The sequence below is a fragment of the Wenjunlia tyrosinilytica genome (genome assembly GCF_014646055.1).
Lineage (GTDB): Bacteria > Actinomycetota > Actinomycetes > Streptomycetales > Streptomycetaceae > Wenjunlia > Wenjunlia tyrosinilytica.
Window position 1 is genome coordinate 227996 of sequence record NZ_BMMS01000002.1, and the last position, 12763, is coordinate 240758.

Below are 12763 nucleotides of genomic sequence, written 5' to 3' on the forward strand. Positions count from 1 at the left end.
TTCTCCGCCCGCAAGGCGAAGGCGACGACCCAACGACCCCCACCGCCGGGCAGCCTCGCGCGCGACGCTCACAGTGCGCCCTTCGTCGACGGGATGCCCGTCTGGCGCGGGTCGAGCTCGCAGGCGTACCGCAGGGCGCGGGCGAGCGCCTTGAACTGGCACTCCACGATGTGGTGCGCGTTGCGCCCGTAGGGCACATGGACGTGCAGGGCGATCTGCGCCTGGGCGACGAAGGACTCCAGGATGTGCCGGGTCATCGTCGTGTCGTAGGAGCCGATCATCGGCGCCATGTTCTCGGGCTCGGTGTGCACCAGGTAGGGGCGGCCGGACAGGTCCACGGTCACCTGGGCCAGCGACTCGTCCAGGGGGACGGAGGCGTTGGCGAACCGGACGATGCCCCGCTTGTCGCCGAGCGCCTGCTTGAAGGCGGCACCGAGCGCGAGCGAGGTGTCCTCGATCGTGTGATGGGTGTCGATGTGCAGGTCGCCCTCGGTCTTCGCGGTCAGGTCGAACAGACCGTGGCGCCCGAGCTGGTCCAGCATGTGGTCGAAGAAGCCGACGCCGGTCGAGACGTCGACCCTGCCGGTGCCGTCGAGGTCTATCTCGACGACGACCGAGGTCTCCTTGGTGGTGCGTTCCACACGGCCAACGCGGGTCATGGGGTGGACTCCTTCTTCAGCTTGCGTACCGCGTCGAGGAACGCGTCGTTCTCCTCCGGGGTGCCCGCGGTGACCCGCAGCCAGCCCGGTACGCCGTTGTCCCGGACCAGGACACCGCGCTCCAGCAGCGCCCGCCAGGCCTCGTGGGAGTCGGCGAACCGGCCGAACTGGACGAAGTTCGCGTCCGACTCGGTGACCTCGCAGCCGACCGCCCGCAGCTCCTCGACGAGGCGGTCCCGCTCGCCCTTGAGCTGCTCGACGTACTTCAGCAGGGTATCGGTGTGCTCCAGGGCCGCGAGCGCGGTGGCCTGGGTGACGGCGGACAGGTGGTAGGGCAGACGCACCAGCTGGACCGCGTCGACCACCGCCTGGTTGGCGGCGAGGTACCCCAGGCGCAGCCCTGCGGCTCCGAACGCCTTGGACATGGTGCGGGAGACCACCAGGTTCCGGCGTCCCTCGATCAGCCGCAGCAGCGAGGGGCGGTGCGAGAACTCCACGTACGCCTCGTCCACGACGACCAGCGACGGCTTGGCGTCCTGGGCGGCGTCGTGCAGGGCGATCACGGTCTCGGCCTCGACGGCCGTGCCGGTGGGATTGTTCGGCGAGCAGATGAACAGCACATCGGGCCGGTGCTCGGCGATGGCGGCCCTGGCCCTGTCGATGTCGACGGTGAAGTCGTCGTTACGGGGGCCGCTGAGCCACCCGGTGCCGGTGCCGCGTGAGATCAGGGCGTGCATCGAGTACGAGGGCTCGAATCCGAGCGCGGTGCGGCCGGGGCCGCCGAAGGCCTGGAGGAGCTGCTGGATGACCTCGTTGGACCCGTTGGCCGCCCAGACGTTCGCGGTCGCGACGGCGTGGCCGGTGGTGCGGGTGAGGTAGGCGGCCAGCTCCGTGCGCAGCTCGACCGCGTCCCGGTCCGGGTAGCGGTTGAGGTGTCGGGCGGCCTCGGTGACCCGTTCGACGATACGGGCGACCAGGGGCTCGGGCAGCGGGTAGGGGTTCTCGTTCGTGTTCAGCCGAACCGGGACGTCGAGCTGCGGAGCTCCGTACGGTGACTTTCCGCGCAGCTCGTCCCGGATGGGCAGGTCGTCGATCCGGGTCACTCGTTCGGGACCTTCCAGTCGAACCTGGCCTTGACCGCGGCGCCGTGCGCGGGCAGGTCCTCGGCCTCGGCCAGGGTGACGACGTGGTGCGCCACCTCCGCCAGGGCCTCTCGGGTGTAGTCGATCACGTGGATCCCGCGCAGGAAGGACTGCACGGACAGGCCCGAGGAGTGGCAGGCGCAGCCACCGGTGGGCAGGACGTGATTCGACCCGGCGGCGTAGTCGCCGAGGGAGACCGGCGCGTGGGCGCCCACGAAGATCGCCCCGGCGTTCCTGACCCGGGCGGCGACGGCGGGGGCGTCGGCGGTGATGATCTCCAGGTGCTCGGCCGCGTAGGCGTCGACGACGCGCAGGCCCTGTTCGAGGCCGTCCACGAGGACGATGCCGGACTGGCGGCCGGACAGCGCCTCGGTGATGCGCTCGCTGTGCTTGGTGAGGGCGACCTGCTTGTCGAGCTCGGCCTCCACGGCGTCGGCGAGCGCGGGGGAGTCGGTGACGAGGACGGCCGCGGCCACCGGGTCGTGCTCGGCCTGGCTGATCAGGTCGGACGCCACGTGGGCGGCGTCCGCGGTGTCGTCGGCGAGCACGGCGATCTCGGTCGGACCGGCCTCGGAGTCGATGCCGATCCTGCCCTTGAGCAGGCGCTTGGCGGCGGCCACGTAGATATTGCCGGGGCCGGTGACCATATTGGCCGCTGGGCACTCCTGGGTGCCGTAGGCGAACATGGCGACGGCCTGGGCGCCGCCTGCCGCGTAGACCTCGTCCACACCGAGCAGCGCGCACGCGGCGAGGATCGTGGGGTGCGGCAGGCCGCCGAACTCCTTCTGCGGCGGCGAGGCGACGGCCATGGAGGCCACCCCGGCCTCCTGGGCCGGAACGACGTTCATCACAACGGACGACGGGTAGACCGCGCGGCCGCCGGGCACGTAGAGGCCGACCCGCTCGACCGGGACCCAGCGCTCGCTGACCGAGCCCCCGGGCACGACCTCGGTGGTGGTGTCGGTGCGGCGCTGGTCGCGGTGGACCAGGCGGGCACGGCGGATGGACTCCTCGAGGGCGGCGCGGACCTTGGGGTCGAGCTCGGCCAGCGCCTTGTACAGCTCCTCGGCGGGGACCCGGACCCGGGTCAGCCGCACTCCGTCGAATGTCTCCGCGTACTCGATCAGCGCCTCGGTGCCACGATGGCGCACGTCGTCGCAGATCGGCCGCACCTTCTCCAGGGCGGCCTCGACGTCGAGCTCGGCACGGGGCAGCAGGTCGCGCGGGTCCGCGAGGGAGCCACGCAGATCGATTCGGGAGATCACGCTGCCAAGTGTAGAGACGCCGGGCCCCGGCTGCTGCGGTCCATCACTCCTTGAGACGCCGGTCTTGAGCCGCGGACGGCCGTTCCTCGCCCCCGGGCGAGGAACGATCAAACCCGTCCCATGGATGATCGGCTTTCGGTAGCGTCTCGACCGCAGTCGGTTGCCATGGAGGGGGCGTCGTCCGTGTCCGAGCCGCCGAGCGACTTCACCGCGTCCGAACGGGAGATGTGGCGGGCGTTCCGCGCCGGCGAGGTGCACGACCTGCGCACCGGCGTCCCCGAGCTGGACAACCCCGGCACCAGCCGTATCTGGGGGCCCGAGCGGACCGTGCGGGCCAGCGCCGTGGCCCGCCTCCTGCTCGACGGGCCGCCCGCCGACTCCGGCCGGGTGTGCTGCCTGAAGCTGTCGGGTGCCCGGATCTCCGGCCAGCTCAACCTCTCCGGCGGCACGGTCGCCCCCTATATCGAGCTGCACAACTGCCAGTTCGAACAGCAGGTCCTCATGCCCGAGTGCAGCTTCACCACGCTCCGCATGGTGCGCTGCGCCATACCCCGCATCGAGGCCGCCCGGCTGTCCACGGAGGGCGATCTGCACCTTCCTCAGTGCACCGTCCCCGGCGGTATCCGCCTGACCGACGCCCACATCGGCACCGACCTCCTGCTCAACCAGCTCGTGGTCAGCGCCGACCGGCACGGCCGCGCCATCGCCGCCGACGGCCTGAGCGTGGCCCAGGACGTCGAGGCCGAGCTGGTCAAGGCCACCGGCGAGGTCAGCCTGCGCAGCGCCCGCATCGGGGGGCGGCTGAGCCTGCGCGGCAGCGCGCTGCGCAACACCACGGGCCGGTACGCGCTCAACGCGGCACGCATCACCATCGAGCACACCCTCTACCTGAGCTCGGGATGGGTCAGCGGCACCCTCAGCGGCACCGGGACACCGCCGGGCGGGGTGCGCACCCGGCACTTCACCTGCGACGGCGGGGTTCGGCTGGACGACGGCCGGTTCGGCAACGCGCTCGTGGTGGACCGGGCGCGCTTCCAGCTCACCACGAGCCAGGAGCTGTCCCTGCGCCGGATCCAGACCCCGGAGCTGCGCTTCACCCCGGAGCGGCCCCCGACGGGGCGGATCGTGCTCGCCGGCGCCAAGATCGGCAACCTGGTGACCGAGGCCGCGTGCTGGCCCGGCGCCGGACTGATAGACCTGTCCGGCTTCGCCTACGAGTCGCTGCGCCCCACCGGCCCGTTCCCGCTGCCCGCCCGCCTCGCCTGGCTGTCCGCGGCCACCCCGGAGTACAGCCCGGAGCCTTACGAGCAGCTGGCCACGGCGCTGCGCGCGGACGGCATGGACGAGGACGCCCGCGAGGTGCTCCTGGCCAAGCAGCGGCGCCGCCGCGAGACGCTGCCGCTGGCGGCGAGGCTGTGGGGATACGCGCAGGACATCACCGTCGCCTACGGCTACCGCCCGGGCCGGGCGGCCTGGTGGATGGCCGTGCTGTGGGCGATCGGCTCGGTCGTCTTCGCCCTCAACCCCCCGCCGGAGCTGAAGCAGGGCGAGGGGCCCAACTGGAATCCGGCGCTGTACGCGCTGGACCTCCTCCTGCCGGTCATCGACCTCGGCCAGGACAGCGCCTGGCGCCCGAGCGGCTGGGAGCAGTGGGCGGCCACCCTGCTGGTGCTCCTCGGCTGGATCCTCGCCACGACCGTCGCCGCGGGCGCCTCCCGCCTGCTGCGCAGGAGTTGACGGCGCCGTCGTCGAACCGGCTTGCGGAGGCTCCCCGTTCGGGAGCCGCCCGCTCCGCTTCACGGTTGAAGACTTTGGCGCTGGGGCATGTTGCTGCCGTTACGTTCCGGCAATACGTTCTCCTCTCCCGCCAGAAGGAGTCCCATGAACGTGCGCACCAGATCGGCCCTGGCCGGGTCGCTCGTCACCGCCCTGGCACTGCCCCTCGCCGCCTGCGGCGGCGGCTCCGGCAAAGGGGCGGGTGACACCGTCGAGGTCGTGTACAACCGCAGCACCGACAACAACAACCGGGTCATGGACGACTATCTCGCCAAGGTGAAGAAGGGCTACGAGAAGGCCAACCCGGGCAAGAAGGTCAAGCTGGTGCCGATCCAGGCCCCGCAGGGCGACTACTACAGCAAGGTGCAGCTCATGCTGCGCTCGCCGCGTACCGCGCCCGACCTCGTGTACGAGGACACCTTCCTCATCAACTCCGACATCAAGAGCGGCTACTTGAGGCCCCTCGACGACTACCTCTCGGGCTGGAAGTCCTGGAGCCATTTCATCGGCACCGCCAAGGCGGCGGCCAAGGCGCAGGACGGCAAGACCTACGGCGTTCCCGACGGCACCGACACCCGTGGACTCTGGTACAACAAAAAGCTGTTACGGCAAGCCGGGCTCCCCGTGCCGTGGCGGCCGAAGAACTGGGCCGACATCCTGGACGCGGCCCGTACGGTCCGCAAGAAGCTCCCCGGTGTGATCCCGATGCACATCTACACGGGCAAGGGCCCTGGTGAGGCATCGTCCATGCAGGGCTTCGAGATGCTGCTCTACGGCACCGGCGACGGCACGGGACTGTACGACGCCGGCAAGAAGAAGTGGGTCACGGGCAGCAAGGGCTTCAAGGACTCCCTCACCTTCCTCGACACCCTGTTCGAGGAGAAGCTCGGGCCGCCGAAGGAGGACGCGCTCGACCCCAACGTGAGCACCACCGTGGCCACGCAGTGGCTGCCCGAGGGCAAGCTGGCGATCGACCTCGACGGCTCCTGGATGGGCAACAATTGGATCGAGTCCGGTGCCAAGCCCTGGCCGAAGTGGTCCGAGGTGCTGGGCCAGGCGCCCATGCCCACCCAGAACGGGCAGGCGCCCGGCAGGGTGAGCCTGTCCGGCGGCTGGACCTGGGCCATTCCCGCCAAGGCGGGCAACCCCGGCCAGGCCTTCGACTTCATCAAGGCGCTCCAGACGAAGGACAACGCCGTCGACTACAACGTCCGCAGCGCGAACATCGCAGTGCGCGACGACGTCGCCTCAGACCCCGCCTATCTGAAGTCCATGCCGGGCATCGACTTCTTCACCGGACTCGTCGGGGTCACCAAGTACCGCCCGGCGCTGCCCGAGTACCCGCAGATCTCCACCGCCGTCCAGGAGGCCATGGAGTCGGTGACCACCGGCCAGGCGGACCCGGCCAAGGCCCAGAAGACGTACGACGACGCGGTCAGGAACGCCACCGACGGCGCCGTGACCAGTGGTTGACGGACCGCCATGACAACCTCCGTGACAACGATGTCCCGGCAGGCGCAACCGAAGGGCGCGGGCCCTCGCCCCTCGCGTCCTTCCCGGGCCACCCGCACCCGCCGCACGCTGGTGCGGGGTCTGCCGGTACTGCCCGCCCTGGTGCTGCTCGCGCTCTTCCTGGCCGGCCCCATCGGCTACTGCGTGTACTACGCCTTCACCGACATGCGGCTCAGCGGGGCCTCCGCGACGAACTTCGTCGGCCTCGACAACTTCCGGCACGCCTTCGCCGCCGAGGGCTTCCTCAACGCCGTGTGGCTCACCCTCGTGTTCACCGTGCTCTCGGCGGTCGTCGGCCAGAACACCCTGGGCCTCGCCCTCGCCGCGTTGATGCGCCACGCGTCGAAGGCGGTCCGCGCGGTCACCGGCACCCTGGTGATCGCCGCCTGGGTGCTGCCCGAGGTGGTGGCCGCGTATCTGCTGTACGCGTTCTTCCGCAAGGAGGGCGAGCTGAACGCCATCCTCGACGCGCTCCGCCTGCCGTCGCAGAACTGGCTCTACACCCTGCCGATCCTGGCGGTGTCCATGGCCAATGTCTGGCGCGGCACGGCGTTCTCCATGCTGATCTACTCGGCGGCGCTGGGCGAGGTGCCCCGGGAGATCGAGGAGGCCGCGGAGGTCGACGGCGCGGGCCGGTGGCAGCAGCTGTGGCATGTCACCCTGCCGCTGATCCGCCGCTCCATCGGGACCAATCTGATGCTCAACACCCTCCAGACGCTCTCGGTCTTCGGCCTGATCTACACCATGACCAGGGGCGGGCCGGGCGACCGCAGCCAGACCCTGCCGCTGTACATGTACGAACAGGCCTTCAAGAACAGCCTCATCGGGTACGGCACGGCGGTGGCGCTGATGCTCCTCGTGGTGGGGGGCCTGTTCTCCGCGGTGTACATGAGGCTGCTGCGAACGGAGGTGTGACGATGTCCGACCGCCGCCGGACCGAGCGCCTCGTGGCCGACGCCTGCCTCGCCGTCGTGGCCGCGTGCTTCGCGCTGCCGCTGCTGTGGCTGGTGCTGGCCTCCGTCAACGGGCACGCCGATCTGCGGGTCGCTGTCCCCCACCCGTTCACCACCGGCAACTTCCGCTCCGTCCTCAACACCGACACCACCTACCGGCCCATGCTGAACAGCCTGGTGCTGTGCGGCGGGGCGACCGCGCTGTGCGTGGGGTGCGCGGTGCTCGCCGCGTATCCGCTCTCCCGCTACCGGTCGCGGCTGAAGCGGCCTTTCCTGATCACCATCCTGTTCGCGACCGGTCTGCCGATCACCGCGGTGATGGTGCCGGTGTACGGGATGTTCGTCCAGGTCGACCTGATCGACACCATGTACGGCACGGTCTACTTCCTGGCCGCGTCCGCCCTGCCGTTCGCGATCTGGCTGATGAAGAACTTCATGGACGGCGTGCCCATGGTCCTGGAGGAGGCCGCCTGGACGGACGGGGCTTCGCCGATGCAGACGCTGCGGCGGGTCGTGCTGCCGCTGATGTGGCCGGGGGTGGTGGTCGTGACGATCTACACGTTCATCGCCATGTGGGGGAACTTCTTCGTCCCCTATCTGCTCCTGCTCTCCCCCGACCAGTTGCCCGCGTCGGTGAGCATCTTCAACTTCTTCAGCGCCCGCGGGACAGTCCAGTACGGGCAGCTGGCCGCGTTCTCGGTCCTGTACTCGCTGCCCGTGGTGGTGCTCTACACGGTGATGTCGCGCAGGCTGGGTGGAGGCTTCGCGCTCGGCGGCGCCCTCAAGGGCTGAGCCGGGTACGCAGGAGCCGGGTACCCAGGAGCCGGGTACGCAGGAGACGGCGCACAGGAGCCGGGTACCCAGGAGACGGCGCACAGGAGCCGGGCGGGCCGGGAGAAGCACACAGGACCAGCAGGACTACAGGAGCACTCTCAGGAGTAGGAGTACGTCATGCATGACGACCGCCTCCAGGTCGAGCAGCGCCTCGACCGGGTCCTGCGGGAGCGGATCCGGCCTGCCGTCCACGCGGAGTCCGTGCCGCTGGCGGCGACCGTGTGGCATGCGCCCGGTGAGCCCGTTCCCGTCGCCGAGGCCCTCGGCGCCGCGTATACGCCGGTCGGGGTCGGGCATCGCTGGGGCCCGCCGTGGGGCACCAGCTGGTTCCGGCTGACCGGGGAGGTGCCGCGGCAGTGGGCGGGGCGGACGGTGGAGGCCGTGGTCGATCTGGGATTCGGGATGGACCACCCCGGCTTCTCCGTCGAGGGCCTGGTCTACCGGCCGGACGCCACAGCGGTGAAGGGGCTCCATCCGCGCAGCCATTGGCTCCGGATCGCGGACTCGGCCAGGGGCGGCGAGTCCGTCGACTTCTTCGTCGAGGCCGCCGCGAACCCGCTGATCGCCGGGCCGGTCACCCCGTTCGGCGACACCCGCACCGCCCCGGACGAGCCGCTGTACCGCCTGACCCGCCTCGATCTGGCGGTCTTCGACCAGCGGGTGTGGGAGCTGGTCCAGGACCTCGACGTGCTGGGGCAGTTGATGCACGAGCTGCCCGTGGAGACCCCGCGCCGCTGGGAGATCCTGCGGGCGGTCGAGCGGTGCCTGGACGCGCTCGACCTCGACGACGTCTCCGGCAGCGCGGGTGCGGCTCGCGGCGAGCTCGCCGGGGCGCTGGCGGCGCCGGCGCACACCTCCGCCCACCGGGTCTCGGCGGTCGGCCACGCCCACATCGACTCGGCATGGCTGTGGCCGCTGCGCGAGACCGTCCGCAAGGTCGCCAGGACCGCCTCCAACGTCACCGACCTGATGGACGACCACCCCGGGTTCGTCTTCGCGATGTCGCAGGCCCAGCAGCTCGCGTGGATCAAGGAGCACCGGCCCGAGGTGTACGAGCGGGTGCGCGCCAAGGTCGTGCTCGGCCAGTTCGTGCCGGTGGGCGGGATGTGGGTGGAGTCCGACACGAACATGCCGGGAGGGGAGGCGCTGGCGCGGCAGTTCGTGCACGGCAAGCGCTTCTACCTGGAGGAGTTCGGCATCGAGACCGAGGAGGTCTGGCTGCCGGACTCGTTCGGCTACTCCGCGGCGCTGCCGCAACTGGTGAAGCTGTCCGGATCGCGGTGGTTCCTCACGCAGAAGATCTCCTGGAGCGCGGTGAACCGGTTCCCGCACCACTCCTTCCGCTGGGAGGGGCTGGACGGGACCCGGGTGTTCACGCACTTCCCTCCCGTGGACACGTACAACGGCGAGTTCTCCGGGCGGGAGATGGCGCATCTGGTGGGCAACTTCCGGGACAAGGGCTCGGCCACCCGCTCGCTGGTGCCGTTCGGCTGGGGCGACGGGGGCGGCGGTCCCACCCGGGAGATGCTGGCGCGGGCGAAGCGGCTGCGCGATCTGGAGGGGTCGCCGCGCGTGGAGATCGAGAAGCCGTCGGAGTTCTTCGCCAAGGCGGAGGCCGAGTACCCGGACGCGCCCGTGTGGGTGGGCGAGCTGTACCTGGAACTGCACCGGGGGACGTACACCTCGCAGGCCAGGACCAAGCAGGGCAACCGGCGCTCGGAGTCCCTGCTGCGCGAGGCGGAGCTGTGGGCGGCGACGGCGGCGGTGCGCGGGGACTTCGCCTACCCGTACGAGACGCTGGACCGCGTCTGGAAGACGGTCCTGCTGCACCAGTTCCACGACATCCTGCCGGGTTCCTCGATCGCGTGGGTGCACCGTGAGGCGCGCCGGACGTACGAGGAGGTGGCACGCGAGCTCAACGCGATCGTGGAGGCGGCCCAGCGCTCGCTGGCCGGGCCGGGCACGGGCACGGTGGTCTTCAACGCGGCTCCGCACGCCCGCTCGGGGGTGCCCGGGGGCGGAGCCTGCTCGGTGGAGCGCGCCGCGCCGGATGTGGAGGTGGCCGAGCTCCCCGGGGGTGGCCGGCTCCTGGACAACGGTCTGCTGAGGGTCACCGTGGACGCGCGCGGCCTGATCACCTCCGTGTACGACATCGCCGACGAGCGCGAGTCCCTGGCGCCGGGGCAGCCCGCCAACCTCCTCCAGCTCCACCACGACCTGCCCAACCACTGGGACGCGTGGGACGTGGACGCGTTCTACCGCAATACCGTCACCGACCTCGTGGACGCCGACGAGGTGAGCCTGGTCGCCAAGAACGCGACGGCCGCGGTGCGGGTCGTGCGCACCTTCGGCGCCTCGCGGGTCGAGCAGACGATCGCGCTGCGGGCGGGCTCTGCGACGGTCGACATGGAGACGGTGGTGGACTGGCATGAGCGGGAGAAGTTCCTCAAGGCCGCCTTCCCGCTGGATGTACGGGCGGACCGCTCGGCGGCCGAGACGCAGTTCGGGCATCTGTACCGGGCCACCCACACCAACACCAGCTGGGAGGCGGCGAAGTTCGAGATCTGCGCCCACCGCTTCCTGCACGTGGCCGAGCCCGGCTGGGGAGCGGCTCTGGTGAACGACTCGACCTACGGCCACGACGTGACCCGGACGGTGCGCGAGGACGGCGGGACGACGACCACGGTGCGGTTGTCCCTGCTGCGGGCCCCGCGCTTCCCCGACCCGGACACCGATCAGGGCACGCACGCGTTCCGGTACGCCCTGGTGCCCGGCGCGGACATCGGGGACGCCGTGAGGGAGGGCTACCGCATCAATCTGCCCGAGCGCAGGGTCCCCGGGGGCGGCTGGGTGGCCCCGCTGGTGTCGGTGGACGACGACGCGGTGGTGGTCGAGGCGGTGAAGCTGGCCGACGACGGCAGCGGCGATGTGGTGGTGCGGCTGTACGAGTCCCGCGGAGGGCGCGCCCGGACCCGGCTAACGGCGGGCTTCGAGGTGGCGTCGGTGTCGGTGACGGATCTGCTGGAGCGGCCGCTGTCCGAGGGCGGCCCGGAACTGTCGCTGCGTCCGTTCGAGATCGTGACTCTGCGCCTGCGGCGGGGCGCGCCCTAGGGGCCGTGGGGCGCGACGCGTACCCTTGCTCTCTGTGACCGTGTCGCTTCCTCTCTTCCCCCTCAATTCGGTTCTCTACCCGGGGCTCGTCCTTCCCCTGAACGTCTTCGAGGACCGCTACCGCCGACTCGTGGCGGACCTCGAGGCGCAGCCCGAGGACGTTCCCCGGCGGTTCGGGGTGGTGGCGATCAGGGACGGCAGCGAGGCCGCTCCCGTGGCGTCCTCGGGCAATGAGGCGGCGGGCGCCGCCGCGGGGTTCGGCAAGGACCTGACGAGGTCGCTGTACCCCGTGGGGTGCGTTGCCGAGATCGCCTCGGTCCAGACGCTGGGCGACGGCAGCTCGGAGCTGATCTCCTCGGGCACGACCCGTTTCCGTGTGCTGGCGATCGACGCGACGGGGCCGTATCTGACCGCCGAGGTGGAGGAGCTGCCGGAGCAGCGGGGCGACGGGGCGGGTGCGCTGGCGGCGGGGGTCGCGCGGGCGTTCCGGACGTACCAGCAGAGGCTGGCGGGGGCCCGCGAGAGTACGTTGACGGCCCTGCAGGAGCTGCCGGACGATCCGTCCGTGCTGTCGTACCTGGTCGCCGCGGCGACCGTCGCGGACACCGCGGTCAAACAGCGGCTGCTGGAGGCCCCGGACACGGCGGCCCGGCTGTCCGCCGAGCTGGAGCTGCTGCGGCGGGAGATCGCGGTGCTGCGCGAGCTGCCGTCGCTGCCCGCGGTGGAGCTGACGCGCAAGGCGCCCAGCCCGAACTAGGAGGGGTCGTGGGCAGGAAGGCAGTCGACAGGAAGGGCGCCGACAAGAAGGGCGCCGACAAGAAGGGCGCGGACAGGAAAGGCGCGGACAGGAAGGGCAGGGGCGGCGGGGGGACGCCGGCGACCGTGGCGCTGACCTCGGCCGGGGTGGCGTTCACCGTGCACTCCTACGAGCACGACCCCTCGGTGGCCGGTTACGGGGAGGAGGCGGCCGCGGCGATGGGCACGGACCCCGGGCGCATCTTCAAGACGCTGGTCGCCGATGTGGACGGGGCGCTGACCGTGGCCGTGGTGCCGGTGACCGGGGCGCTGGACCTCAAGGCCCTGGCGGTCGCGGCCGGGGGCAAGAAGGCGGCCATGGCGGACCCGGCTGCGGCCGAGCGCACAACGGGCTACGTGCGCGGCGGCATCTCCCCGCTGGGGATGCGCAAGCGCCTGCCGACGGTGGTGGACGCGACGGCGCTGGCCCACGAGACGGTCTTCGTCTCGGCGGGCAGACGCGGGCTGGAGGTCGAACTCGTCCCGGCCGACCTCGTCCGCCTCACCTGCGCCGCCACGGCCGCGATCGGGAAGCCCTGATCACCCGAGAGTGATCGTCCGTGCGCGAGGGGTTGTGTGGACAGTCCAGTGCGGCGACTATCCGACAAACACACTCCGACGCTGCGGAGAGGACGCGACATGCCATCGAAGCGAAGCCGCAAACGCAAAGCGCGCCGCAGACGCAAAGCCAACCACGGCCGACTCCCCGCCTGACC

The 12763-nt window shown here is 71.1% G+C and carries 11 protein-coding genes; 8 read left to right on the forward strand and 3 right to left on the reverse strand.

Annotation, left to right across the window (positions count from 1 at the left end; all coding sequences use genetic code 11):
- Nucleotides 1-68: 68 nt before the first annotated feature.
- Genes hisB through hisD form a run of 3 tightly spaced genes read right to left on the reverse strand, consistent with a single transcriptional unit; the run spans nucleotide 69 to nucleotide 3066 of the window.
- Nucleotides 69-659, reverse strand: coding sequence for an imidazoleglycerol-phosphate dehydratase HisB (hisB, locus tag IEY86_RS03245; RefSeq protein WP_189129931.1), 591 nt, complete (start codon nucleotides 657-659; stop codon nucleotides 69-71).
- On the reverse strand, nucleotides 656-1762 hold the full coding sequence (locus IEY86_RS03250) for a histidinol-phosphate transaminase (protein WP_189129932.1): 1107 nt from the start codon (nucleotides 1760-1762) through the stop codon (nucleotides 656-658). The genes hisB and IEY86_RS03250 overlap by 4 nt, the downstream gene beginning before the upstream one ends.
- Nucleotides 1759-3066, reverse strand: coding sequence for a histidinol dehydrogenase (hisD, locus tag IEY86_RS03255; RefSeq protein ID WP_189129933.1), 1308 nt, complete (start codon nucleotides 3064-3066; stop codon nucleotides 1759-1761). Before hisD ends, IEY86_RS03250 begins: the two co-directional genes overlap by 4 nt.
- 165 nt (nucleotides 3067-3231) lie before the next feature.
- Here hisD and IEY86_RS03260 point away from each other — a divergent pair, with 165 nt between their 5' ends.
- The 8 genes from IEY86_RS03260 (at nucleotide 3232) to IEY86_RS38605 (ending at nucleotide 12761) form a co-directional block, all read left to right on the forward strand.
- On the forward strand, nucleotides 3232-4803 hold the full coding sequence (locus IEY86_RS03260) for an oxidoreductase (protein WP_189129934.1): 1572 nt from the start codon (nucleotides 3232-3234) through the stop codon (nucleotides 4801-4803).
- 144 nt (nucleotides 4804-4947) lie between these two features.
- Nucleotides 4948-6315 (forward strand): extracellular solute-binding protein, encoded by a 1368-nt coding sequence (locus IEY86_RS03265; protein WP_189129935.1) that lies wholly within the window; start codon nucleotides 4948-4950, stop codon nucleotides 6313-6315.
- A gap of 30 nt (nucleotides 6316-6345) precedes the next feature.
- On the forward strand, nucleotides 6346-7269 hold the full coding sequence (locus IEY86_RS03270; protein ID WP_229698134.1) for a carbohydrate ABC transporter permease: 924 nt from the start codon (nucleotides 6346-6348) through the stop codon (nucleotides 7267-7269).
- Nucleotides 7270-7271: 2 nt separating this feature from the next.
- Nucleotides 7272-8099, forward strand: a complete 828-nt coding sequence (locus tag IEY86_RS03275) for a carbohydrate ABC transporter permease (protein ID WP_189129937.1) — start codon at nucleotides 7272-7274, stop codon at nucleotides 8097-8099.
- Between the two features lie 159 nt (nucleotides 8100-8258).
- A complete protein-coding gene (locus IEY86_RS03280) occupies nucleotides 8259-11252 on the forward strand; it encodes an alpha-mannosidase (protein ID WP_189129938.1) in 2994 nt (997 codons plus the stop codon).
- Nucleotides 11253-11286: 34 nt separating this feature from the next.
- Nucleotides 11287-12009 carry an LON peptidase substrate-binding domain-containing protein gene (locus tag IEY86_RS03285; RefSeq protein WP_189129939.1) on the forward strand — a complete coding sequence of 241 codons (723 nt, stop codon included), beginning with the start codon at nucleotides 11287-11289 and terminating at the stop codon, nucleotides 12007-12009.
- Nucleotides 12010-12134: 125 nt separating this feature from the next.
- Nucleotides 12135-12587: a Cys-tRNA(Pro) deacylase gene (gene ybaK, locus IEY86_RS03290; protein ID WP_229698135.1), complete on the forward strand. Its 453-nt coding sequence runs from the start codon at nucleotides 12135-12137 to the stop codon at nucleotides 12585-12587.
- Between the two features lie 99 nt (nucleotides 12588-12686).
- A complete protein-coding gene (locus IEY86_RS38605; RefSeq protein WP_506016874.1) occupies nucleotides 12687-12761 on the forward strand; it encodes a hypothetical protein in 75 nt (24 codons plus the stop codon).
- Nucleotides 12762-12763 lie beyond the last annotated feature (2 nt).